The following is a 25,764-nucleotide window of genomic DNA, read 5'->3' as shown; positions in this document are numbered from 1 at the left end:
AATTCTAGTCAAAAAGGTATCTTTGCCGCGCATCGAAAACGATTTAGATAAAAGTACTGATACCATGGATTTTAACCTTTCCGAAGAACACCTGATGATACGCGAGGCAGCGCGTGATTTTGCCAACAATGAACTGCTCCCGGGAGTGATTGAGCGAGATACGAATCAAACCTTTCCGACCGAACAAGTCAAAAAAATGGGCGAACTCGGATTCTTAGGAATGATGGTCGACCCAAAATACGGCGGTGGCGGAATGGACACGCTTTCGTATGTGATTGCCATGGAAGAACTCAGCAAGATCGACGCTTCCGCTTCGGTAATTGTTTCCGTAAACAACTCACTTGTATGCTGGGGATTAGAAACCTATGGGTCTGAAGAACAAAAACAAAAATACCTAACCAAGCTCGCTACCGGAGAATCGATTGGCGCTTTTTGCCTCAGCGAACCGGAAGCAGGAAGCGATGCTACTTCGCAACGTACCACTGCTGTAGACAAAGGAGATCATTACCTCCTGAACGGTACAAAAAACTGGATTACCAATGGAGGTAGCGCCGATTACTATCTCGTCATCGCACAAACCGATCGCGACAAGGGACACCGAGGCATCAATGCCTTTATTGTTGAAAAATCTTGGGATGGTTTTGAGGTAGGCCCGAAAGAGGACAAATTGGGAATTCGGGGAAGCGATACTCACACCCTCAACTTTAACGATGTAAAAGTTCCGAAGGAAAATCGTATTGGCGAAGATGGATTCGGATTTAAATTCGCAATGAAAACCTTAAGCGGAGGCCGTATTGGAATTGCTGCTCAAGCCCTTGGAATTGCCGCAGGAGCCTACGATTTAGCCAGAGAATATTCTAAGATCAGAAAGGCTTTTGGCACAGAGATTTGCAACCATCAGGCAATCGCTTTTAAGTTGGCCGATATGCATGTGAATATTGAAGCGGCGCGACATTTAGTAATGAAAGCCGCCTGGGACAAGGATCAGGGAGCCAACTACGATATGAGCGGTGCCATGGCAAAATTACAAGCCAGTAAAGTGGCGATGGAAACTACTGTGGAAGCCGTGCAAATTCACGGAGGAAACGGATACGTAAAAGAATACCACGTGGAGCGCCTGATGCGGGATGCCAAGATTACCCAGATCTACGAAGGTACCAGCGAAATTCAAAAGATTGTGATCTCCAGAGGCTTGCTGCGTGACTAGCGCTGGAGAATAGCTTTGGAAAACCTGCCGATTGGCAGGTTATTTTATGAGCGATCGGCAGGTCATGTAACAATTCTAGCGTGTTTCGACTAATAGTTCGGGAGCTTTGGAAAAATCGGCTTCAAATTTAAAAAGCGTGTTTCCCTAACTCGTTTTTTTTACCGAAATTACATCCCTATTATGTTCAACCAACACTTTTAAACAACCATTACCATGTCTGATGATTTTGATCTTTTAGAAACCGATTCTGCTTCCAAACAAGAAAAAGTAGATGTCAATTGGGGAAAAGCCGTTGACCAAATGAAGTCGAAACTCGCTCAGGAGGACGACCCGGAAGTACGCCAAAAAATTCTAAATGCCACCTTGGATGATGTGGTGCATATGGCGGAAAAAGACCGTGCGACGCTACTGGACGCCATTAAAGATCTTACCGATTATCAGGATGAGGTAGGTATTATCTTCGAGAAGTTTTCTACGCTCAATGCCAATGAGCAAAAAGTTATTGATAACGCCCAGAAAGATCTGGAGCGAGCGCGATTGGCCTTAGAAGATGCCGAAAATGTAACCGATAACTGGTGGAATAACCTTTGGGGGCGCAAAGCGCGCATCCGCAAGCGCGAAGAAGAATTGAAAGCGGCCCAGAAAACACGCGAGGCTGCCGATCTCAAGGCCAAGCAAATGTTTCAGGAACGTATCGAGAATGCCGATGTGCAAACCTTATTAAGCGAGCTATCGTTTAAAAGTCAGGCTGCCGTGACGCGACTGAAGAATCGCGAGGTGGAAATTAAAGAGGTGGAAGAAAAATTACAGGAAGCCATTGTCGAAGCCAGTAAAAATCATACGAAGGCGTTAGAAAAGAAAAAGGAGACGGAAGAGAAATTAGAAGCACAATACGCCTTATTAAAACAAGCCCGACAAGAGTTGGAATCTATTAGCGACAAACAATCTACAGAATATTCTGAAGCCATCGGAAAGATCACTGAGATCGAACAAAAAGTAGAAGAACTAGAAGGGCTTAAAAACGCTTACACCACCTTGGCGGCGAGTAAAGATAGCTTTGTTCACAAGCACAACCTCACGATCAAAGTACTCACCAGCTTGCGAAGCAACCTACAAACACACCGTGCGAAACTGAAAAGTGATACAGACGAGCGTTTGAAATATTATGACGGATATGTAGTGGCTCTCAAAGCCAGAACCGATCAGGAATTTGCTGCCATCCTTGAACATCTTGGGGTTAAAACCGACGAGCATATAGGTTCTACCCTAGCCGCGATGCACAGTGCGAGCGCCAAAGCCCGCCAGGAAATGATGGACAATATTCCTGTGCATGAAAAGGTAATGCAGGGCGTCTACAGCAGTTATGCCGAATCATTACAGGAAATTAGGGAGAAGGATGCCGAAATTCAAAAGGATTTTGCCGCCCGCTATGGTATTGACATGAAGGAAATCTTTGAGGAGTATTACGCCTCCGGAAAAGAAAACCCTGCTAAGAAGACCCCCGATGCGCCCGCTCCGGCGTCATCTGAAGACGATGACCTGTTAAGCTAACCCATTGTCGTTCCGAAGCATAGACAACCAAAAATCGTACATCTAATAGCATGGGGATTAACCAAATCGTAACACCCTTAGACAGTGCTGTCCTGGAAACCAAGGAGCAGTATACGGTCTATTTTAAGATCGTTACCCACGCCTTTGAACAGATGCTTCAGGCCATGGATCGCGAAAAGATTTGCCATGCCATTGAACTTTCCTTCCTACAGCAGTACTGCGATTTGATCACCTATTCGTTAGAAGCGTTTCGGGTAAAGTATTTGTACGATGAGGATGAAAAAATGAAGATCGATTTGACCGAGTCGGGCCTTCCTAACTATTTGGAATTTCGGTATCTCTATAACGATTTGGAACTTCGGAAAGAACACATTGCGAAACTCCCCAGCAAGGAGCACTTGCAACAAGAGTTTTTAACGCAATTGCTGAAATACAAGGAACCCATTCCGAAGCGAAAACTGCAACAAGCAGCATCCATTGTATACTACAACTCTGTACAGCGAAATTACATCTTTCGGAAGTTCGTACAAGGAAAGATCGTTCGCATCGAAAACAGCGAAACCCCATATGTGGTAAGCTGGGCTTTTTACGATGTAACGCACAACCGCCCGTTTGTTTGTTTCATGTATTTCGACCTGTACAAAACAACGGTTAACGAATATACCGAAGCCATTTATGAGGCGATTGAACAGGTGGCAGACCGAAATATGAGCGTAGAAATGATGGCCTATGGCATCGACAAAAAATTGCCTAAGCTTCATCCCAAAGAGGTGAAAAAGATCGATTTGGGCCCCCTGCACAATGTGTTTGCAAAAGATGAACTTACGTTGACCCACATCCTGTTAGAAGCTATTGTTAAAAAAACCGTCGATTTGCACGCCTTTGCCATGAGCTTGGAGATTGCCAGTTGCGTGAGCACAGAAACGGTGAGTGAAGGAAGTATTTTTAGCAAACAAGAACTACAGGTATGGGAGACCCAACGGCCCTCCACCTACGTATTTTGCCCGCATCGTGTGATGCAATTGTATTACGATAAAATTCCAGAAGCGATGAACCGATTGACGGTTCCGCCCATTGAAATAGAGACCCTAGACCCCTAATATGCAACATAACAGTACGTTTCCCATAAAACACGTTGAACTGAAAAACCTTCGGGACGAAGCCACCTCGTACCTCAAGGGAATTCAATGGGACCAAAGCTATAACGCCAAAAGCAAAGAAAAAGGCAGCCAGGACGATTCCATTCTCTTGTACCTTTCAAAAGCGACCGGAAAAGCGACCAACGATATTACCTCGGTCTCCAAAACGGTTCTGGCCTTAAAAAAGAAATTGTTGCCCGAAAGTGTCGCCATTCCGTTGCAACTAAACAAAGCACTTTATGCGCTTCAAGAAGGAATTACGCTTGGATTATGGTTACGGGACAGCTATTCGGATGCCTCAGGATTTTCTACCCTCAACGAACGCAAAGAAGCTCTGGACGCTTCGGGAAGACGGGAATTCGACTCCAAACAGCATACGGCCACTGCCTTTATGCTCTACGGAATGGCATACTTCATTCAATACCAATTACGAGAAGTGGCTTCGGACGACCTTACCGTTTTGAAAAATAAATTTGCCGGGATTCCAGAGGTTTCACTCGTTTCTCCCATAAAGGGCATTAGCTGCACCTTATTTTATTATGATAAATACCTGTCGCACCCAGAAATGGTACGATCCGATCAGGATGTGGCCGACCTTACGGCGGTGTTCTTTGAAGCCTTAGTTTCTGAAATTCAACAACGTATTGGATCCCTCGAATACACCGAAACGATTACCGACCGCACGTACAAATTAGAAGACAGCGACTTTGCCGTTTCGGGCTGGGAGAATGTGTTGGAAGGAACGGCTAAAAGCGTTGAATTCAATAAAATTAAGTTTGAAGAGATCGTGGGGAACCGCGATGCCAAGCACTTTGCTCGTCGATTGACCGAGCGTTTGCTGAGCTATGATTTTCAGGCGAAGAAAAATCCGTTTCAGGAGCTAGGCGGATTTATGCCGGTATTTATGGGCTACGGAATTCCGGGTACTGGAAAGAGCATGCTCATTGCGGCCATCGCCACCCGCTTGAAAGAGCATTGTGATCAATTGGAAATTCCATTTTTGTTTCACCCCATGCCCGATACCCTCATCTCTACCTTTCAGGGAGGTTCTGCTGAAAAAATGGTACAATGGATGAAACCCCTGCAAGATCCTACAAAATTGATTTTCGCACCCATTGACGATGCCGAGAACAATTTGCAAGAACGAACCGCACAAGGAGTTTCGGCAGGAGTGAAGGAGGTGATTGGTGTGTTTTTACGCTATACCGAAGGTGCCTATGCCGTCAACTACGGAAATAGCTCGGTGGGACTCTTTACCAACCTACCCGAAATGCTCGATAAAGCCGTGATCTCTCGTGTTCAAGGCAGGTTTAAAATTGATGGCGCCCGCAGCCTACCCGATTTTGTAGACCAGGATTATTTGTGGTGGCATAAAATTGAAAAGACTTTACCCGGGTTTGTCAATATGAACAATCCTACGGACTACCACTACTTGAGCGATCAGGGACTCGCCAAAAACATGGGAGAAATTCTTTCACAGATAGAAAAACCTACAGAAGAACGCGTATTAGCGATATACGAGCAGGTTTCTGGCAAGCATCAAGACACCGATCATATGTTCTATGCCGCCTTGTATCAGGCGATCCAAAAGGCTTTTCCGTTTTTCTCCTCCCGGGATGTTCGAAACATTCAGAGTGCGGTTTCCTTGCGCCTCACCGATTTTGACCTTCCGAAGGAATGGTTTGAAGACCCCACGCGATACTTCAAACAACCTTACGATACAAAATTCGAGATGTTGCAGGAATTGATGAAGGAAAACATGAAAGGAATGAGTTTTGCAGACATCCGAAAGCAAGAGGTGGTACGATACTTAGACAACGTGGCGACCATTGCCGATACCGATTTTAAACGGAAAGTAGACCAGCGGGTGCACGATCTCCGCGTTCAGATGGAAGCACGAGATCAATTTGAAAAAGACACGCTATGATAGACGAACTCAAATCAGCCGGATTATTTGGCGCGGGTCTGGTTCCTGTTTCAGGAGCTTTGGCACGTCGCTACAATGGCTGTTTAGAGTTGTTAGGAATCGCACCTACGTCACTGGAGCGATTTCACATTGACGCCATGGGGTGGAGCCCTGAAATTGCCGAAGAGAAGGAACATCGGCATTACCTCAACCCAAGTGAAGCGAATACGCATGCTATTATTGTGTCGCCCCAGCAGGAGGACAAGCCGGTATATTATCCGTTTCATAGCTTTGATGCAGATCTAATGACGGCAGTGTTCGCTGCCTATAGAAAAGAAATTCGCGATATCACGAAAGATTCAGCGTTGTGCCTCGATATCGATCAGTTTATGGACTCCTATTTCGAGCCCCTCGATTTATTACGCTATCAAAAAGTGGAAGTTCGCTTTCAATTGCTGAATGATCTTCAGAAAAAACAAACTGAGCAACGCAAGTTGGTTGAAAAATTTCAAGATGGAAATCATTTTATCGATACGCAGTTGCATCACCAATTATTAGATTCGGCCAGAACCTATGGTGATTTGCGAAATCGAAAATTAGATCTTGAACCGCTCACCTTACAAGTGCGCTCCTTCTACACCAAAGCGTTTGGTGGCGTCTTTTTGCTGCGCGATTTCATTACGGACATCATGGTGTTTGAATCGGAAGAAATGTTCAAAAAAGCGATCAAAGACACGGCGCACGAGGTAACCTTATTTCACATTAATCACACTGAATTAACGACTACGCTAGTGAACCATGTGATCGCTGAATTCGACATCAGAAAAGCCGCTAAAACCCCTCGCTACGAACGTATTAAAAAGCACCTTTTTGTGCAGAAGCTCACCGAATGGAATCATCCGCTTCAGGAGATCCTCGACAGTCCGTTTATCTTCAAACGTTATCTTAACGAACTTGATGAAACCACTCAGAAAGAACTTTTAAGCGTAGAACGCTATAATCAAAGAAAAATCGTAGAACGTGATCTGAACATCAATGAGGTCGTAGCCCCTGTTTATTCAAAAGCATTGCTAGAACCCCATTCATCGTTAGAGGAAGAGCATACTGAGCTTGTTTGGACACTACTTACCAAACTTACCCCTATTGACCCTCTTCACCTCTATTGGTACGATAAAGAAACATTTTATAGCGCGTTTCCCACCTGGCCCGAAAGCTATCGCAAATGGGTCATTGAAAGCGTGCTCAACCCACGAAAACCGAAAGCATCATGACACTAGAAATTATTGTTTTTACGCTGGCTATTCTCTTGGGTATCGTCATTTACTGGCGTGAATCCAAGAGCAATCGCATCTATCGCTTTTTCAATACGGTAATGCATTCAAAAGAATTACAAATGAAACCCGAAAATCGCAAAGGGTTTGTACATCGGCAACCCTTTCTCATGCGACTTGTGTGGATTACGTTGGTGTTTGTGATTGCAGGAGCCATTATTAGTTTCGCGACCCCCGTGAATGTGTTTGTTCAATACTTCGTTTCGGCTATCGTTGGAACGTTGATCGGAACTTATATTGCTTCTCTATTCTTTTTTACTTCGGAAGGGTTAAAAGCTGAAAATATCAAAAAGAATATGAAGGATGCCTATAACAAAGGACGAGATTTCGTGGAAGATATCACTGAAGAAGACACCCCCGAATCGGCGCCGGAACCCACTGAAAAAACGGAAACCGAAGATCGTCCCAGCGCTCGGGAACGTTTGAAGAATAAAGGAATGATCAAGTAAAAACCAACGTATCATGAAATCGTATTGGAAAAAAGGTCCCAAACAAAAACGCATTGTTATCATAAGCGCACTTCTCTTGGTCGCCCTCTTGTTCTTTTTGAGAGATGATTATCAGCCGGCCTTGTTATTTTTACGGAAGTATCTATTTATTCTCTTGATAGGATTGCTCTTTCTATTCCTTACCCTTCGGCAATTTCGGAACGCACCGAATGCGGGAAAACGACTTCTAATCTTACTTGGAATTGCGGCCTTCTTCGTTACAGGCTGGTTCTTTGGTTGGAAATTGGAGCTCTATGATTACATGAAGACTTACAACGTTTTTACACATCTTAATAAGGTCGAAATTCATGAATTGCCATTGACGCAAAACGAACGCATTCAACCGTTCAACAACATTGTCACCATGGCCTACGAATCGGTTGGCGAAACGCAAGAAGTCACACTGCCTCAATTAGTACGGGTAGACAGCACCAATCAATGGACCATGGCCGTACAACCTTCCAAAGAATACATGTGGCAACGTATGAACGACAATACCGAGGAAGTGTTTGTGGTAGAAAGCACGTCTCCGTTTCCGCGCTTCGCAGGAGAAAATCGAGTACCCATCACCTTTAGCATCGGAGAATCTATGGCCTTCAGCAGAAACACCTACAATGCGGTGGTACAGCGATTTAACCTGCTGCAATTATTCACATTGGAACCCAGCGATGTTTTCTATATGAAAAACGACGAGGGCCGCTGGGTGCAGGTGGTAAGTTTGATTCGTTGGAAAGGATTTTTCTTTCCTTACCCAACCTATGGCGGCGTGATGGTTATTGAACCCGGTGAGCATGATATGTCCGATTATTTGGAACGCGTCACCATTGGTAAAGGCACCTATATACCTGTTTCCAAAATTCAAGAGCACCCCTTCCTAACCCGACAGAACACCTTAGCGGAAGAAGTATCACGCCTCCAGGCACAATCGCTGCAGTTCCTGGGTGGATTTACCGACCCATTGCCGTGGAACATGGAAACAGCAGTAAAAATACCCGATCTGGAGGATGATGAGAACTGGCAGCCGTTTGTGACCGATTTTAATTTTGATGGCATGGAAGTGGACGCGTATAGCGGACTCTATCATTGGTTTGGTCTCGAACCCATCGGAGAAGAACGCACCAGTCTTTCTTTCAGTGTCATGATCCCAGCAGATGGAACCGACCAGCTTTTCTATTACAATCATGCCGCCAAGAAAGAAGGTATGGCCGGGGTTTCTGCCATGCCGCTTAAAGTGATCGAATCGAGGAAAGAATACGATTGGACGGTTAATCGACCGGTAGAATTCCGTCCGTTCATCAAAAATATTGCGGGCCGAAAACGCTTGTTCGTACTTTCTACGGTTGCTGCCAAACGTGAGGACAGTAAAAAATTTGATGGCGCCGCGACGCCCGATCTCGCCTTGGTGGATGCGCAGTACAGGGACGTGGTGTGGATAGACGCCAAACACCCTTCCCGCTGGAACGAGGAAATACTCAATCAGCTAGGGGAAACCTGGAAAGCTTCCGAAAACTTAAAGGACACAGACATTTGGCCAGAACGTATGGACCCGGATGTGATCCCAACGCGCTCTTTGGATACCATTGTGAAGGACACGCTTACGCAACAGGAGACGGCACAACCTTCTCCTTCTCTTCCGAGGCAATAATACTAGAGCAAGAAGTTCCAAACGAGACCAAAACGCAATACCGGATCGCGATAAGGATATCCCGGAGCTGAAAAATAATCATTCGAATTTGAGAAAAGGGCACTGAAATTCTCGTACTGAAAGTAGATTCGAGTTTGTCGAATCTTTCCGTTAAAGAAGAGTCCGACAAGCGGAAACCCTCCCAGTTCCTGATCGTTTTGCACATAGAATTCAGCAAGAACGGGATCATAAGCATTCATGTTGTAGGACGTGAAATATTTAAAATGAACGCCGGCTTGCAGGAATAATGCCTTCTTAAACCACTCATCGGTATAATACAGCGAATTTCGAGTCACCAATTGCGGAACATTGAATACCGTTTCGCCACTAACTACCTGCTGGAACAGGACGGTATTCATCAACGCGAGCTTTCCGTAGCGGAACTCCCGCTCGGCTTTGACCTTGAGATAATCAACCCGTTCTCCAAACTGTTGTGGGGTGGGGGTTGAATCTTGGGGTTGAATGGCGAAGTAGGTATAATCATCGATCCCGGTGTACGTAACCGTAGCCGTTACCAATTTTTTTGATTCTAATTTGAATTGTAGCGCTTGCGTTTTTACATTATCGAAATTAGTCTGCCAATTGTAATTGACATAGTCGCTTTGGTTGAGCAGAAAATTGAAGTTAGGCGCTACCGAATGTACACGGATGGAAGCTTCCACTTTATTATCTTCATTAAAAGCAAACGAAGCGGCACCACGCAGGTAATTGGCGTCGAAATCGCCCGAAATGTTAATCATACCTTCCCCCGATAATTGAAAGCCACGATATTCCTTTTCATAAGTGGCTCCGGCTTGCACCAAATTTCCTTTCAGACGGTTGGGAATACGCCCATCGGTTAATTCAATTACCGTATTATACCCGTAGTTGTAGTCAGTGTACTGAATAAACGCACTCATATTTCCCAACAAGGAGTTTTCCCATCGCGCATACCCCCGAGCTTTAAAATCTTCCAATTTCGTCGTTTTACGCAATTCTTCGGTCTTGTAAGAAGGCCCGTACGGCACATACGGATCGTTTTGACGATACTCATAGTATTTGTCTTCGTAAGAAGCTCTCATTCCGGCGGTCACTACATTATAACCCGTAGAATCCCGTTGGGCGATGAGGTCGTATTCTTGTTCTCCAAAAAAGCGCAGTCCCTCCAATTTGTTTTCACCATCTTCAAAATTCACGTCTAAGCGACCGCGGTCTTCAAACTCGGGATCATCGGTTTGAAACAATAAAATAGAGTTGGGAGTAAGTCCCCCGTTCTCTCTATTCAAAATATCTTGCGCGGCCAGATGCCCGCGAAAACGATACCGTTTGTTTTTACTGAAGTAATTAGTGGTAAAACGAAAGTTTCCAGTACTCGTAAGAATGTGTTGGTATTGCCCCAACGAGCGCACCCCTTTATAGGCGATTGAAAAGTTGAAGCGCTCGCTGGTATTGACGGTAAAAAAAGCGTCCAACTGTTGCCCTTGTTCGAAAGCAGTTTTAAAGTACAGTTCGGTAAGCGGCGTCGGAACCCGATAATAGTTAATGTCTTCGGTATCTAAATAATTAAAGTGATGGGATTGCGCGACAAATAGGGGCATCAGGTTGTCTTGATCGAAATCATAGGCTAACGAATTATAGGTCTGCCCCACATTCGCAAACGGAAGCAGTTCAAAATCGTCGCGTCTCAAGTAATTGAATTTATATTCCTTTTGGATCGACAAGGTAGTATCTAAGTAGGTCGTATCGCGTTCAAAGGAAATAATTTTGTACAAGTCGATAGGTGCGCGTTTAATTTCACCAATGTCCTTTCCCTTGAAAGGTGAATCCAGTGAGTCGTTCGCGGGAAGGTTGGCTGGCGTGCCTCCTATCTGTGCGGTTAGCCCTCCAAAGGAACAACAGAAAATAAAGAAAAACACAACTGATTTCATGGCGCCGAATGCGATTAAGGCGCAAAGGTATGCTTTTGCCCCGAAATGCTTTCAATCGATAACGTGAGGAACCGAGATTTCTTTTATCATTATAAAAAAAGTACTTTTAAGGATATGTTGACACCTTATATTTCCCCAGCCCGAATAGAATGTGGGACAGACGAAGCTGGTCGTGGATGTTTGGCAGGACCTGTAACGGCAGCAGCCGTTATTCTTCCGAAGGACTTCGCGCACCCCATGCTCAATGATTCTAAGCAACTTTCAGCGAAAAAGAGGGAGTATTTAAAGAAGGTTATTGAAAACGAAGCCATTAGCTACGCCGTGGTACACGTGATGATGGAAGAAATTGACACCATGAATATTCTTTGGGCGTCTGTCGCCGCGATGCAACGAGCGATTCGCAAACTTACACCTACACCCGACTTCATCGCGGTGGATGGCAATCGGTTTAAGCCGGTAGACGACATACCCTATGAATGTGTGATCAAAGGAGATGGCAAGTACGTTCACATTGCAGCGGCCTCAATTTTAGCTAAAACCTATCGCGATGCATTCATGAAACGAATTCACGAAGAGCATCCGGAATATCAATGGGATCGCAACAAAGGTTATCCTACCAAAGCACACCGAAAGGCCCTGCAAGAATTTGGAAGTACTCCCTATCATCGCAGCAGTTTTCAATTGCTTCCAAAACAGTTATCCTTTCCTTTATAGCACTGTTAACAACCCGTCAATAATCTCTTTTAATTAAGCCAATATGTCGTTCCATTCCTGCGTATTTTTGTACGTATGAAAAGGACTGTTTTCGGTATTATCCTGGGGGTCGCATTATTGCACTTATGCGCTTGTCAATTGGCCGATTCGAAGGATCAACCCCTCTACCAATACCTTCCGAAGGATACCTCGATCATCTACGAAATTTCGGACTACGATCTTTTTAGAACCGATTGGGAACAGAACGCCTTAATTTCTCAGTTTCCGGATAATCCACTTAGTGTGTTTCTCGACGAACAAGAGTCGTTACTCCAACACCTTAAGCCTACAGCTAAAAGTTATTTGGGTTTCAAGCGGCAGGATAGTGTTGCCCATTATTTCTATGTTACCAGGAATGACAGCACCCTGCTGGTGTTAGATAGCGTTCCGAATCGAATGGTAGAAGGCATCACGCAAGCACCTTTGGAATACAAAAAAGTGACCCTAGGCGAGACCATTGCCTATACGGCGGTGCGAGACAGTGTTTTCTTAGCTTCCTCCTCTAAAGAATGGCTCGTAGCACAGCTAGATTCGAAAGCGACCTGGGACGCTTCGGTTGAAAAGTTCTTTAGTTTGAAGGAAACCTCAGAACTTGCGATTCTTTACAATGAACCGCTGCGGAAGAACTCAAAGGAAACGGGGCTTTTAGGAGGTCCCGGCGTCTGGGATGTGAATTTACTTTCAGGAGGTATCGAGACTACCGGAGTCGTATTGGTAAATGATTCTATCAAACCGCTTCTGAACCTTTTTAAGCAACAGCAACCCCAAACCAATTTACTTCCAGAAATACTACCATTGGATGCACAGGAAGCGACTTCTGCGACCTATTCGGACGGGTCGCGTTTGCTAAGGCAACTCAGCTTTCGAGAAAAAGATTCGATTGTCGTAGAAGATCCGGAAGGCATCTTAAGTGGAACCAGTGAATTGGGAAGCCTTGTAATGGCATCTGGAAAGGCCTGGGCCTTCAGAGGTATCGACCCCGCTCGGATGATGGAGGTGTGGACCGCCTTTTTGAACGAAGATGAGACGTTTCGCGATCAACAATTATACACACTGGGTCGAACCCCAGAATTTTTTGGTCCGCTAGAACCTTTATTAGGAGCCCTTAATCCTGTCTATGCTTTCGAGCTGGAAGATTTTGTGGTGCTAACTGAAAATAGGGCAGTTGCCGAAGCCCTTATCGTAGCGTTTCAAACGAATAACACCTTGAGCAAGACAGCGTATTATGAGGACCATATGAATGTAATGACGAGCAACGCTTCCTTGGTATATTACCACTGGAGCAACCAAGCGATGGAGAGCACTGCAAATTTCTTTTTCAAAACGCCGTCTGCAACTACCTCCGCATCTTCCAGATATCCGTTTAGCATGTTACAGCTGATTCACGAAGGCTCCTTTGCGCATGCTAATTTTGCTTGTTTACCTGTTGGCAGTTCACAACAACCGCCGGGACAGGTGGTGCAACGCTTCAGCAAAACAATGGATAACGACCTGCTTTCACTCCCCACATTTTTTAGTAATCACCGTACATCCGGACAAGATGTTGTTGTTCAGGATATTCAGAACAGGGTCCACTTACTGAGCGCCGAAGGAAACCTCCTTTGGAGCAAGTCGTTAAAGGAACCTCTTATTGGTCGTTTTCATGAAATAGACCTCTTGCGAAACGGTAAAAAACAGCTTGTGTTCACCACCAAAAACGCGCTTCACGTATGGGATCGGAATGGAAAACCGGTCGCTCCCTTCCCTATTCAGTTTAAGGATGATATTACACAGCCGCTTTCGGTATTTGACTATGATAACAATCGCAACTATCGCTTTGCCATCGTTCAAGGCAAGGAAGTGCTTCTCTACAACGCTAAAGGCAAGGTAGTAAACGGGTTTACCTTTCGAAAGGCAGCATCGCCTATTGTATTGCCCGTGCAACACATCAGAATGGGCAATAAGGACTACGTACTGCTAGCGCTGGAAAACGGCACCTTACATATTCTCAGTAGAACCGGAAAAACGCGCGTATCGGTTTCAGAAACCTTTGCATTTTCAGAACTACCCATTACAGGAGAAAACGGACATTTTGTAGTTTGGGAGGAAAATAACACGCTCTCAAAGATCGCGACGTCAGGCAGTGTCGAATCGACGAAAGAAAATGTTTCAGCAGGCTATTCAAGACAAACCGCAGGTACCACCCTGATCACTTTGAACGACAATTTGTTACGCATAGACCAGCAACTGATTGAACTGCCCTTTGGAATTTATACCCAGCCGGTAACTCTGAACACGCGAAACGGACTCTATATTTGCGTCACCGAGACACAAGAAAACAAGGTATATCTATACAATCGAGAGGGAGTTTTGCAACGCGGATTTCCGGTATATGGTAGTGGTCCGTTCGATCTTGAGTACCACCAAGGGCAACTGTTATTAACAGGACAAGGAGGTGCCAAGACGCTCATGCGGTACGAGCTCAAATAAGGGCTGAAAGTTCAGAAAGGGCACGAGGTTCAAGGCTGGCTTCAAACAAGTTGGAAAAGTGCTCAAGCAATCGCTTTTTTACCTCCGCTTCATCAATGTGTTCTTCCCCTAATTCTACATGCAGGGAGGTTACCGCTTTTCCTCGAATGCCACAGGGAATCATATGATCAAAATAGCCTAAATCTGCGTTGACATTTAGCGCAAACCCGTGCATGGTTACCCATCTGCTAGCGCGTACTCCCATAGCGCAGATTTTTCGGGCAAAGGGAGTCCCTACATCTAACCAAACGCCGGTTTCACCTTTTGAACGTTCGGCTGCAATGTCATAATCGGCCAGGGTTAAAATCACCATTTCCTCTAACAGCCGCAGGTATTTGTGGATATCGGTAAAAAAATTCTCTAAATCGAGTATGGGATACCCTACAATTTGTCCCGGACCGTGATAAGTGATATCACCCCCACGGTTGATCTTGTAAAAAGTTGCGCCTATATCTTCTAGCTGGTTTTCAGAAATCAACAAATTAGATATATCACCACTTTTTCCGAGGGTGTATACATGGGGATGTTCAACAAACAAAAAATGATTGTTGGTAGCGACCGACGTTTGTTCTCTGCGATTCTTGATTTTAGTGTCAAGAATGTCTTGAAACAAAACCTCCTGCAGGTCCCACGTATCCTTGTAGTCTTTATTACCCAGATCGGTAAGCGCCACCTTTTTATTCATGGTTCTATTGTTCTAAAACTACTTCTAAATCCAGTACATCCGGATTGGTCATGTAATCGATAAATTTCCGTGTGATCTGTACGGTTTTTCGGTCTAAAGAATACATGGCGTCTTCTGCAGAACTTTGCTTTATAGCCTTCGGAAAGGTATATTTTAAGGTGTACGAAATATCTTCCATAAACGCCTTGGCCGATTGCAAGCTATCAATCTGTTTTTTGTGAGCTGCCTTGTCTTTAATAAACGCGTCCCTTTTGAACACGCCATTTTTAAAAGCATACTTCACTCCCAGAACCTCCGGTTCTTCTTCGTTTTCTTCGGAAGCATCTTCGCTCATATTGGTACCCGACTTGGGGACGAGGCCTTCTGCCTGACTGAATCCGTTCATCAAATTATTAGCTTCGCTCACGGAAGCAAAATCAACGAAAATATCAAGAATCATAGTACCCTCCTCAGGGTCGGTTACTAAATGAGCGCTGTAGTTCTCCATTTTCTTGAGTCGCGCTTGTTGGGCTGCTGAAAGCTTTGCGATACTGTCTTTCTTTTCTTCAAAAAGAGCTTTAAAAGGAATAATGGTGTCTTGCTTCGTAAGCGTAGAATCTTTCTGAAACTCCTGCGTAAAAGCCATCATCTCACTAAGATCCATTTGCACGGTCATCCTTCCACTCCCGTCTTCGTTGAGCACCATTGTTTCCGTAAACTGACAACTCACCAAGGATATGGCAAGCATTCCGAGTAGTAGTACTTTTTTAATCATCATTCGTTATTTTGGGTTATTCAGAATAATTAAGGCCGCAATCACACCGGGTATCCAACCACAAATGGTTAAAATTAAAACAATCAGGATCGAACCACACCCTTTGTCAATAACCGCCAGAGGCGGAAATAAAATGGACAGTAACACCCGCCAAATACTCATACTTACAAAATTACGATTAATAATCAAGCTATGGGTCGTTGAAAAATAGAATTGTTACAAGCATTGTAGGACAGGCGCAATGTTAGTATCTTGGTCGAAATGATACGCGGACTACCCATAGCTATTTTTCTCTTGAGTGCGATTTGTTCGCCTCCACTCAACGCGCAATACCTTTTTGAAGGCAAGGTGGGTCCTGCCTTTGAGGAGGGCACGGTATACTTGTCGTTGGTAGAGGATTACCGCAAGCTTTCCGGAGTGTACCACGAACAGATTATTGCCAAAACCCGACCCGATAGCCAGGGGTATTTTATGTTTGCCGGAACCAATCTTCCTTCGGAAAACAAGATTTATCGCATTCATGCCGATATCTGTGAAGATACCGATCAAAATGTAGCTCATATCACCGGACATTGCCCCAATAGTGAAGAAATACTCTTCGTTGCCAACAACACAACCACTCTGGAGCTCCCCTTTGGGTTTGAGCAGGAAATGTTCTGCAAGATCGTTACCCGCGATCGAAGTGCCGGCACCTTTCTAAAAATCGATTCGCTGAAAAACGATATGCGGTATGCCTTTATGGAGTACCGCAGTGAAGCTAATCGCAAAGTGAATACTCAGAAGTGGTTTGGGATTCTTCAGGAATACGGGGCACAATTAAACGAGCCCCTGGCAGAGCTTTATATCTACTCGTTCATTAGCGACCGAAAAAGCATGCTGCACTCCTATTATTTAACCGATCTTCGGAACAATGAATACTACGATCAACTATTAGAGCGACTTCAAACCGCTTACCCGGAAGCGCCCTATACCAAGCAATTTGAGGCAGAACTAAGAAGCGATCGCTTTCTGATCTCAGAAGCCGATATCACCACATCGCTACCGTGGTGGGTTTATTTGTTAGGCGGAGTATGCCTACTCTCCATCCTTGGTAACGCCTATCTCTTCCGAAGGAAAAACACGCAACGTCTCTCGCAACAGCAGGCCAGAGAACGCCTTTCCGACCAAGAAGAAAAAGTATTGCAACTCATACTCAACAATAAGACCAATAAGGAGATTGCCGGTGAAATTTTCGTAAGCGTGAGCACGGTAAAGACGCACATTAACAATCTCTATAAAAAGTTGGGGGTGCGCAATCGGTCGGAGGTAAAGCAACGGTTTCAGACCTAAATCAAACGGGGGTCTAGTACTTTTTTCAACCCCGATTTTCTTTCAGATACAACCTGAGAAGCACACTTTTGGAAGGAACTTTTAAAAACTCTTTCCATATGTTACATTCCATATTTTGCACGTTTCTGTGCTGTTTCCTTACAGTTTCGCTTTCGGCTCAGTCTTTTAACCAGCGCATTACTCAGGACGATGCTTCCCTAAAACTAGTAGGTTCCATCAACAAGGAGGCCCTTTCTTCTGAACCCTTTGCAGCGTGGTTCAGTTCCGAATGGGAAGCGTACCAACCCGACGCGAGCATTGTTGCCTCGCTTCAAACCCAACTTTCAGAATATACCATCACCGCCTTTATGGGAACCTGGTGTGGCGACAGCCAACGCGAAATCCCTCGTTTCTACAAGGTATTGGAAGCAGCAGCATTCCCCTTAGACCGGTTACAACTTATTGCGCTCGATAATGACCGATCTCAGTACAAACAGAGTCCGGGTGGCGAAGAAGAAGGCCTGGGCATTCATCGAGTCCCAACATTTGTGGTGTATAAAAATCATCGAGAAATAGGAAGAATTGTGGAGTCTCCAAAAACCTCTTTGGAAGCAGACCTGCTAGCCATCATTACTTCAGAAACGTATGAACCTAAGTACCCTGAAGTCACTTTTATAATACAGCAACTGAAAAATCAAGGTGCGGCATCTTTACATGAACCACAACCTTACGTAATCGCAGCCCTCAAAGAGCGTGCTCAAGACCTACGCGGAATGCTAACCTACTCCAGTGTCTTGCTCGCGGCCGAAGAACCAGAAGCGGCCGTAGCGGTAGCGACGCTCGCAACACTCGTCTTTCCCGAAGAATACTACACCTTTGTAAATCTTGGTAACAAGCTGCAAGCTGTCGGTAAGAGGGAAGCCGGGATTGCCGCTTACGAAAAAGCTTTAGACCTTCACCCGGATGATAAAAACCTACAGGAAACCATCGCTGTATTAAAGGGAGCCAAAGCCGATTAAGAGGGTTATTTTTTAGAAACTTTTAGGAAGAATACGCTCCAAATAGGCTAATTTTGTGCCTTTAAATTACAAGGCATGCAACTTTCTGAACAAGAACAAGTACGTAGAGAAAAACGCAAACAATTACAGCAAAAAGGGATTAACCCTTACCCGGCCGATTTGTTTCCGGTAGACACGCTAACCTCAGACGCCAAATCGAAATTCGAGGAAGGAAAGAAAGTGGTGATGGCCGGTCGTTTGATGTCGAGACGAATTCAGGGAAAAGCTTCGTTTGCGGAACTACAGGATTCGGAAGGACGCATTCAAGTGTATTTTAATCGAGATGAAATTTGTCCGGGAGACGACAAGGAAAAATACAACGATATTTACAAAAAGCTCCTCGATATTGGTGATTTCATCGGTATTGAAGGGACCTTGTTCACCACACAAGTAGGGGAAAAAACCGTCATGGTAAATGACTTCACCCTGCTTTCAAAAGCCTTACGACCGCTACCCTTGCCAAAAACAGACAGTGAGGGTAAAGAGCACGATGCCTTTAACGATCCCGAACTTCGATATCGGCAACGGTACGCGGATCTGGTTGTGAATCCACATGTCAAGGAAGTATTCTTAAAGCGTACCAAGTTGTTCAACGCGATGCGTACCTTCTTTAATGAACGTGGTTATTTTGAAGTAGAAACACCTGTTCTGCAACCGCTTCCGGGTGGTGCCGCCGCACGTCCCTTCGTGACGCACCACAACAGTTTAGACATTCCGCTGTACATGCGTATTGCCAACGAATTGTACCTCAAACGTCTTATTGTAGGTGGTTTTGACGGCGTGTATGAGTTCAGTAAAAATTTCAGGAACGAGGGAATGGACCGTACGCACAATCCCGAATTTACGGCCATGGAAATCTATGTGGCCTATAAAGACTACCATTGGATGATGGAATTCTGCGAACAATTATTGGAATATTGTGCCACGCAGGTAAATGGTACTTCCCAGGTGACCTTCGGAGCCCATACGGTCGATTTTAAAGCGCCGTATCCACGAGTAACCATGGCCGAAGCGATAAAAAAATATACCGATTTCGATATTTTAGGCAAATCGGAAGCTGACATTCGCGAAGCTGCTTTAGCCATGGATATCGAGGTAGTTGACAGCATGGGAAAAGGCAAGCTTATCGATGAAATCTTTGGTGAGAAATGCGAGCCCCATTTTATTCAGCCTACATTCATTACAGACTATCCCAAGGAAATGAGCCCCTTGTGCAAGGAGCATAGAGAGAATCCCGAGCTTACCGAGCGTTTTGAATTGATGGTCTGCGGAAAAGAAATAGCAAACGCGTACAGCGAGTTGAATGATCCGGTTGATCAGCGAGAGCGCTTTGAAGCACAACTTAAATTAGCCGATCGCGGCGATGACGAAGCAACGCAATTTATTGATTATGACTTTTTACGCGCTTTGGAATACGGCATGCCGCCAACCAGTGGCATGGGGATTGGAATGGACCGACTGGTGATGTTTTTGACCAACAATGCGTCTATTCAAGAAGTATTGTTTTTCCCACAAATGAAGCCGGAGCGCCGTGTGCAAGTTGATCTAAAGGAAGAGGAAAAAACAGTTTTCGAACTTCTGAAAAAAGCAGAGCGAATTCCGCTTTCAGACCTAAAAGAACAGAGCGGACTCAGCAATAAGAAGTGGGATAAGTCTATTAAGACCCTCACCAAACACAAATTGGCCAAGGTCGAGAAAACAGACGAAGGCCTCTTTGTTGAGCTACATTAAAAAAAGCCGCGGATGCGGCTTTTTTCTTATGGGGTCTTAGATTCCTTCTGCCGGTCCAGAAAATGAATATCGCGGGTATTTTTTTGTACTGCTACGGCCGAAAACAAGCTTAAAATAAATGTGATTCCGTAAAATCCTTTTTCGCTCAATTCGAGATCGGCGTTCCAGAGTCCGATGACCAACAATAAAATCGAAACAATGGTGGTAAACCAACTGATCCCGTAGTACACTTCGGTTACCGGAATCCCTTCTAGTTTATCCCGCACACTCTTCTGAACCGACACGACCGAAAAGAGGCCAAACATTAAAATGGTAAAGTAATATCCCTTTTCGTTCAACCACATGTTCGAGTTCCAGAGTCCGACACAGAAAGAGATCATTCCAATAAATAAGGCCGTCCAGGAAGCCGAAATAAAGGCAGGGGTTGGTCGGCAATGAAAAGGAATCTGCTCCTTCGCATTATTTTTTACCGTGTTGGTAGTGTTGTTTTCAATAGTTTCCATATCACATGATGTTATGATTAGAACCCAAAGATGCCGGGAATGCGCCATCCTGACAAATCAACTTTTACAATATTCTTATGATTCAATCAGTAGTTTTGAATTAAAATTCACTATTTACAGTATATTTATCATTACAATCTAACGATTCAATGGATGATCTTATTGATATTATCGACCTTCTTAGCGATCGAGAACGGCAGCGATTTATTCAATTTCAGCAGGCGCGTAATCAGCGAAGCGACACCAAGAACACAGCACTTTTTCGCTTGCTTTGCAAGAAGAACTACACCCATTTAGATACTGCGATCTACGGGAAACCAGCCAAAAATAGCTTATATGCACTGACCAAGCGATTAAAAGATAGTCTGATAGAATTTATCGCGATCCAGAACTTCGAGGAAGAAAGCAGTGAAGAAATGCATATCCTACGGGGGTTGTTAGCGGCTCGAGTCTTTTTTGAACAACGTTTGTTTTCGCTAGCGATGAAAACACTTCGGAAGGCCGAACAGGAGGCAGAAATGCTGGATGCCTATGCGCTGCTCTGTGAAATCTACCATACCAAAGTGCAACACTTACATCATTACCCCTCGGAGACCCGTAGCAACTCCATAACTACCTACCACAAATACGTGCGGGCACTTCAGCAAGAACACCAAATAAACATCTTATGCGCCCAAGTAGGCATGGCTTCGGAAGCACCACAAACAGCTCCTTTTTCGTGGCTTCAAACCGATTCACAGTTGCAGTTTGACGAAACCATTACCTATAAAGGCTACTTCATGGTGCTAAAACAAGTGTATCGCGTGGGGGAGCAAACCCGACATTTTAAGGAAGCGCATTTGTGGATTACTAGGTTATTTTCCGCAGTACAAGGCAAAAATGAGTCCACTACAAAACATCGTTATTATTACAGTCGAATTCTCCTCTTGGTAGCTATTTCACATTTTCGAAATAAGACGTTTGAAACCTCCTTAGCGGTACTGTCACAATTGGAAGAAGCATTGAATTCTAAGTTGTTTCCCGGCAGCCAAAACCTGAAGCAACAACTTCAACGGTATCGAACGCTCAATTTCCTCTACAGCGGCGACCTGGAGAAGGCGGTGACAACCCTCGCTAAACTTGATAAAACTGCCCCCGAAGCTATATTGATTCAGGTACTGGTATCTTTTCAGCAGGAGCATTTTGATGCCGCGTACCGAAAACTGCTTCAGTTGGATCGTTCGCCCGCCTATTATTTGAAAACTTTTGGGAACGCCTGGGTACTTCAGAAAGAACTCATGGAAATATTATTACTCATGGAAAAGGACTTATTGGATCCGCTGGCTTCTCGACTTAAAAGTTTCCGTAGAAAGTATCGAACTACCTTACAGCGAATGGGAGAATCGAGAGCCCTGGTGTTTCTTTCCCTGGCCGAACAGTGGTACGATACTCCATCTGTAGCGACTTCCGAAGAATTTCTACAGAAAATAGAGACCTCATTCGAGTGGCGCAGTCTGGAGGAAGAAGATCTCTTTGCTATGAGCTTTTACGCCTGGCTGAAGTCGAAAACGCTCCAGCAACCCATATATCAGACCACCTTAGAGGTACTTCGAGGGGATGCTACTCTTTAATACTTACCACCGTACTTATCGTGTAATAAAAATATCAAGGACTTCATTAGGAACATCGAGCCTTGCAATGATTTCATCATTATAGTTCATAAAAGCGACGGCATACCGATCTTCATAGGTGTCGCCACTATCATCAAAAAGCCTGTATTCATAAGCGTAAATGATAACCTCCTTCTCAAGACTGAGGTACTGCGTATTGATACGAGTTGCTGAATGCCCGTATCCTGCTTCCAGCGCCTCCGTGAGCGCATCGGGCCGAAATTTACGCTTTGACTTTGTGTCGAAATTATAAATAGTGGGAGAATATCGGTAAAAAGTAGGCGGTAACGCTGCTTCTAGGTATGCCATCTCAGCCCCTACTTGATATGCATTGTGGCGGATGCGATGTCCTTCAATGGGATCGCCGCCCGAAACCGGAGCTTCCCACGATCCTTCCGTAAGATCATACACCAAATACGAATCTCCTTGAAACAGATAATATCGGTCTTGCAAAATTGCTTCAGAACCCGATGCTTCTGGCAACTCAATGGTATGAATATTCTCAGGATCATTTAGATTGATGATTCGTTTATTAACTCCAGAGGACCCATCATCGAGAAACAAGGCCATATAATTATTCTTCATAAAATTATATTCCCGATTAAACGGATTGACAAATTGCCAAGGTGCCAACTCAATACTGCCAGAACTCATTCCAGAGGGAATGTCATACACTTCAAATAGATACTTTTCATCTACGGTTGGATCATTAAAGAACGTAATAATCTTTTGACCGCTTCCGAAAGCATAGCGACTGCCCTCGGTGGGAATATTGAAAAATCCTTGGTACTCGGTAAAGTCTCTGGATGCCAAGTCGAATTGAAGCACGGTGGGTTCAAAAAAATTGAGTACCGAAAAAGAGAGCCTGTTATCGGTACGATTATAATGGTAGATCCCGCCTTTCGCCCCGCTGGATTGCGATACATTCATCACTTCGGAAAACATTGCTCCGCCCTGAATTTGCTGAAGCAAGAACTCCTCCGTTTCGTTTTCAGCTAACAACGTAATATCGAAGTCTATTGAATCTGTATAAGAATCGCCAGTATCATCTGAAGCCGAGATATCGTCAGAGGCTTCTGAAGTCACGGAGTCATCGGAACCACAAGAAAGAATAAAAAATAGGACAACACCAATAGAAAACGCTCGAAGCATAGCTATATTTTTTGGTGAAAATACCATTTTTAAACTAACTTTTGCGTCTATAGGAGTGACCATGTAGATACATATTCGTGTATTTCAAGGGAAGTACTGCTAGCACCACCTCTAAAAGCAATTGAATATCAAACATTTGCTTATCTTAGTACGCCTTTCCCCTCGGTTTTTAAATTTTAGCTATGGATCTGAACAGCAATCCTCCTTTGGAGTTTCGAACCAAAGACATTGAAAGCTTGGTCTATTTGATGAAGAAAGCCCATGCCGATGGACAACCCAAACCCATCGTGTTTTTGGGCGCGGGTGCCTCGGTTTCTGCCGGAATTCCTTCGGCCCATACCATTATGCAAAAAGCATTAGAGTTGTACTGTGATAAACCCGAAATCAAGCGCCTTAGCAAACATCAACAAACCTATGCGAATGTCTTAAAATGTTTGAATGCCAAAGACCGAAACACCTTACTTCGTACTTATATTAAAGAAGCGAAAGTAAACGTGGCGCATATTTACCTGGCGCAACTCTTAAAACATAAATATGTGGATTATGTGTTGACCGTAAATTTTGACGACCTGTTACTGCGCGCCTCCGCCCTCTATAATTTTATTCCCCCTACGTACGACATCGCTATTCTCAACGATATTACTACCGGTTCGCTGCCCACCGGCTCTGTGACCTATTTACATGGACAGCAACACGGACTCTGGCTTCTGAATACCGACGATGAAATGAATCGGGTTGTTAAAAGCGCTTCCAATATCCTCAGCAAAATAAGTGTTGATCGGCCCTGGATCATTCTGGGGTATAGTGGCGACGACCCAATATTGAATGTGATAGGCGATCTGGGTCGCTTCGATAACGAATTGTTCTGGGTAAGCTACCTCAACAACGATCCTAGCGAGCGCGTGCATCAAACACTTTTTGAAAACAACAACAAGGGTGCTTTTAACATCAAAGGGTATGACGCCGATTCTTTTTTTCTGAAACTCCACAGCGAACTGGAACTTGAAACGCCAAAAATCTTTCATAAGCCGTTTTCGTTCCTCATGGACCTAACGGAAAACATAAAGGATATCGATGTTCCGAAGAAAGAAAGCACCTTGAACAACACCAAGATCAACACCGAATTATATAAATACACCAAAGATCGATTCGAAAACAGCCGGAAGCTCATTAATGACGCGGTTCACCGCTACGAACAAGAAAGCAGAACCGGGCACGTGCAAACATCGTTGTCGCAACAAGAAATTGCCGAGAAGAGTTACAATCAGGAAGTCATTGATTTAATTACTCGTCAACACTATGAAGAGGCGCACGCCATTCTTGAAGACTTTCCCGATAAAACTTCGGAAACTTATAAAAACCTGAAGAAGACCTTGCATTCGGAATGGGCCTACAAAAAATACGAAATCTGGTTACAACAGGATGCCAACCCAGCCCTCCTAGAGGAAAGCTTGAAACACTTTGAAATCGCCTCTCAATACCATCCGGAAGAAGATCTGTTTTTCAATAGTTGGGGCGTAGCCTTGTATCAAAAAGGCTTTCTTGAAAAAAACACTGCCATCTATGAGCGTAGTATTGAAAAATATGAAAGAGCCCAACAGATTAACCCTCAAAACAATTTGGTATACGCCAATTGGGGACTTAGCCTTTATGGAATATATATCCTCGAACGGGATACGTATCATCTCCAACAAGCACATGAGAAGGTCACCCAAGCGTTACAAATAAATCAAGATGATGCCGTGTCCTACGTTATTCTAGGAAACATTCTATTCGAGCAAAACAAACCCTTTGAAACTTTCGAATCGTTTGATGACCCATTAGCCATGTACCAACAAGCCCTTGCGCTAGACCCCAAATACGTAAGCGCGCACAATGGAGTTGGCAACATTTTGTTTGAGCGAGGAAAGGCCTTTGGAACCTTGGCCGATTTTGATGCTGCAAAAGAGTCGTTTGAAAAGGCGCTCACGTTGGAAAACAATTCGGTCTATGCGATTAACGGACTGGGATATGTTCTTACCGAACACTCACAACAAATCAAGGAGGAAGCCATGCTGGACCAAGGAATTACCCATTTTGAACGTGCCAAACAACTCGACCCAGACAATGATAATATACTTGAAAACTTAGGGGTCGCGTATTTGTACAAATCGGGGTATCTCGATTCAGATTCCGAAAAAGCAGTCTTTATCCAAAAAGGAAAAGCTTCTTTGGAAGCAGCGAATGCGATGGGCGGTCCGTCGTATAATTTGGCTTGTTTGTACGCCCAAACCGACGATCGGGAGAAAGCATTTGAGATGCTTGAGAAGTCCTTAGAACGGAAAGAGGAAACCGTGGCCTTTGTCGAGAAGGACAGCGATTGGGACGCGTATCGTAACGATCCGAAATTTCAAGAAGTACTGGCCAAATATCAATAAGAACACCATCCGGTGTGGGATTGCTGATGCACG

At 44.5% G+C, this 25,764-nt stretch carries 20 protein-coding genes; 14 read left to right on the top strand and 6 right to left on the bottom strand.

All coding sequences use genetic code 11. The features are described from left to right. Window positions 1-64: 64 nt before the first annotated feature. From PO830_RS12380 to PO830_RS12350, 7 genes are all read left to right on the top strand, one after another. Complete coding sequence (locus PO830_RS12380) at window positions 65-1,207, top strand: acyl-CoA dehydrogenase (protein ID WP_272854054.1); 1,143 nt, start codon at window positions 65-67, stop codon at window positions 1,205-1,207. Window positions 1,208-1,420: 213 nt separating this feature from the next. Continuing rightward, complete coding sequence (locus PO830_RS12375; protein WP_272853895.1) at window positions 1,421-2,758, top strand: microtubule-binding protein; 1,338 nt, start codon at window positions 1,421-1,423, stop codon at window positions 2,756-2,758. Between the two features lie 50 nt (window positions 2,759-2,808). Further along, window positions 2,809-3,858 carry a hypothetical protein gene (locus PO830_RS12370; RefSeq protein WP_272853894.1) on the top strand — a complete coding sequence of 350 codons (1,050 nt, stop codon included), beginning with the start codon at window positions 2,809-2,811 and terminating at the stop codon, window positions 3,856-3,858. A 1-nt stretch (window position 3,859) separates the two neighbouring features. Then, window positions 3,860-5,824, top strand: coding sequence for an AAA family ATPase (locus tag PO830_RS12365; protein WP_272853893.1), 1,965 nt, complete (start codon window positions 3,860-3,862; stop codon window positions 5,822-5,824). Continuing rightward, window positions 5,821-7,074, top strand: a complete 1,254-nt coding sequence (locus tag PO830_RS12360) for a DUF6638 family protein (RefSeq protein ID WP_272853892.1) — start codon at window positions 5,821-5,823, stop codon at window positions 7,072-7,074. The genes PO830_RS12365 and PO830_RS12360 overlap by 4 nt, the downstream gene beginning before the upstream one ends. Beyond that, window positions 7,071-7,583 carry a hypothetical protein gene (locus PO830_RS12355; protein ID WP_272853891.1) on the top strand — a complete coding sequence of 171 codons (513 nt, stop codon included), beginning with the start codon at window positions 7,071-7,073 and terminating at the stop codon, window positions 7,581-7,583. The genes PO830_RS12360 and PO830_RS12355 overlap by 4 nt, the downstream gene beginning before the upstream one ends. Before the next feature lie 13 nt (window positions 7,584-7,596). Next, window positions 7,597-9,267, top strand: coding sequence for a hypothetical protein (locus tag PO830_RS12350; RefSeq protein ID WP_272853890.1), 1,671 nt, complete (start codon window positions 7,597-7,599; stop codon window positions 9,265-9,267). A 2-nt stretch (window positions 9,268-9,269) separates the two neighbouring features. Here PO830_RS12350 and PO830_RS12345 read toward each other — a convergent pair whose 3' ends face one another. After that, window positions 9,270-11,213 carry a putative porin gene (locus PO830_RS12345; RefSeq protein ID WP_272853889.1) on the bottom strand — a complete coding sequence of 648 codons (1,944 nt, stop codon included), beginning with the start codon at window positions 11,211-11,213 and terminating at the stop codon, window positions 9,270-9,272. A 114-nt stretch (window positions 11,214-11,327) separates the two neighbouring features. On the opposite strand from PO830_RS12345, the gene PO830_RS12340 reads away from it, so the two are divergent. Together PO830_RS12340 and PO830_RS12335 are read left to right on the top strand one after the other, a co-directional pair. After that, window positions 11,328-11,927, top strand: a complete 600-nt coding sequence (locus tag PO830_RS12340; RefSeq protein WP_272853888.1) for a ribonuclease HII — start codon at window positions 11,328-11,330, stop codon at window positions 11,925-11,927. 75 nt (window positions 11,928-12,002) lie between these two features. After that, on the top strand, window positions 12,003-14,435 hold the full coding sequence (locus tag PO830_RS12335) for a hypothetical protein (RefSeq protein ID WP_272853887.1): 2,433 nt from the start codon (window positions 12,003-12,005) through the stop codon (window positions 14,433-14,435). Here PO830_RS12335 and lipB read toward each other — a convergent pair. From lipB to PO830_RS12320, 3 genes are read right to left on the bottom strand one after another with little or no spacing between them, the layout of a single operon-like run. Continuing rightward, window positions 14,428-15,159 (bottom strand): lipoyl(octanoyl) transferase LipB, encoded by a 732-nt coding sequence (lipB, locus tag PO830_RS12330; protein WP_272853886.1) that lies wholly within the window; start codon window positions 15,157-15,159, stop codon window positions 14,428-14,430. The two genes, PO830_RS12335 and lipB, sit on opposite strands and share 8 nt — an antisense overlap. A 4-nt stretch (window positions 15,160-15,163) precedes the next feature. After that, window positions 15,164-15,913, bottom strand: a complete 750-nt coding sequence (locus PO830_RS12325) for a hypothetical protein (RefSeq protein WP_272853885.1) — start codon at window positions 15,911-15,913, stop codon at window positions 15,164-15,166. Between the two features lie 6 nt (window positions 15,914-15,919). Further along, the gene (locus PO830_RS12320; RefSeq protein WP_084677456.1) at window positions 15,920-16,075 is read right to left on the bottom strand and encodes a YqaE/Pmp3 family membrane protein; all 156 of its coding nucleotides are present in this window, start codon (window positions 16,073-16,075) and stop codon (window positions 15,920-15,922) included. 99 nt (window positions 16,076-16,174) lie between these two features. On the opposite strand from PO830_RS12320, the gene PO830_RS12315 reads away from it, so the two are divergent. The 3 genes from PO830_RS12315 (at window position 16,175) to lysS (ending at window position 20,010) form a co-directional block, all read left to right on the top strand. Further along, window positions 16,175-17,242, top strand: coding sequence for a helix-turn-helix transcriptional regulator (locus tag PO830_RS12315; protein WP_272853884.1), 1,068 nt, complete (start codon window positions 16,175-16,177; stop codon window positions 17,240-17,242). 98 nt (window positions 17,243-17,340) lie between these two features. Continuing rightward, the gene (locus PO830_RS12310) at window positions 17,341-18,240 is read left to right on the top strand and encodes a TlpA family protein disulfide reductase (protein ID WP_272853883.1); all 900 of its coding nucleotides are present in this window, start codon (window positions 17,341-17,343) and stop codon (window positions 18,238-18,240) included. A gap of 75 nt (window positions 18,241-18,315) precedes the next feature. Beyond that, window positions 18,316-20,010 (top strand): lysine--tRNA ligase, encoded by a 1,695-nt coding sequence (gene lysS, locus PO830_RS12305; RefSeq protein WP_272853882.1) that lies wholly within the window; start codon window positions 18,316-18,318, stop codon window positions 20,008-20,010. Between the two features lie 26 nt (window positions 20,011-20,036). Here lysS and yiaA read toward each other — a convergent pair whose 3' ends face one another. After that, entirely contained in the window at window positions 20,037-20,513 is a 477-nt protein-coding gene (gene yiaA / locus PO830_RS12300; protein WP_272853881.1) for an inner membrane protein YiaA, read from the bottom strand. A 149-nt stretch (window positions 20,514-20,662) separates the two neighbouring features. Between yiaA and PO830_RS12295 the strand changes: the two genes are divergently transcribed. Further along, complete coding sequence (locus PO830_RS12295; RefSeq protein ID WP_272853880.1) at window positions 20,663-22,123, top strand: hypothetical protein; 1,461 nt, start codon at window positions 20,663-20,665, stop codon at window positions 22,121-22,123. A gap of 15 nt (window positions 22,124-22,138) precedes the next feature. Here PO830_RS12295 and PO830_RS12290 read toward each other — a convergent pair whose 3' ends face one another. Next, complete coding sequence (locus PO830_RS12290) at window positions 22,139-23,314, bottom strand: hypothetical protein (RefSeq protein WP_272853879.1); 1,176 nt, start codon at window positions 23,312-23,314, stop codon at window positions 22,139-22,141. A 182-nt stretch (window positions 23,315-23,496) separates the two neighbouring features. Here PO830_RS12290 and PO830_RS12285 point away from each other — a divergent pair, with 182 nt between their 5' ends. Next, the gene (locus tag PO830_RS12285; protein WP_272853878.1) at window positions 23,497-25,731 is read left to right on the top strand and encodes a TPR end-of-group domain-containing protein; all 2,235 of its coding nucleotides are present in this window, start codon (window positions 23,497-23,499) and stop codon (window positions 25,729-25,731) included. Window positions 25,732-25,764 lie beyond the last annotated feature (33 nt).

This window comes from Altibacter sp. HG106, from assembly GCF_028561755.1.
Lineage (GTDB): Bacteria > Bacteroidota > Bacteroidia > Flavobacteriales > Flavobacteriaceae > DFVG01.
The sequence above is the reverse complement of the archived record's forward strand: the minus strand, read 5'-3'. Positions and strand labels throughout refer to the sequence as shown.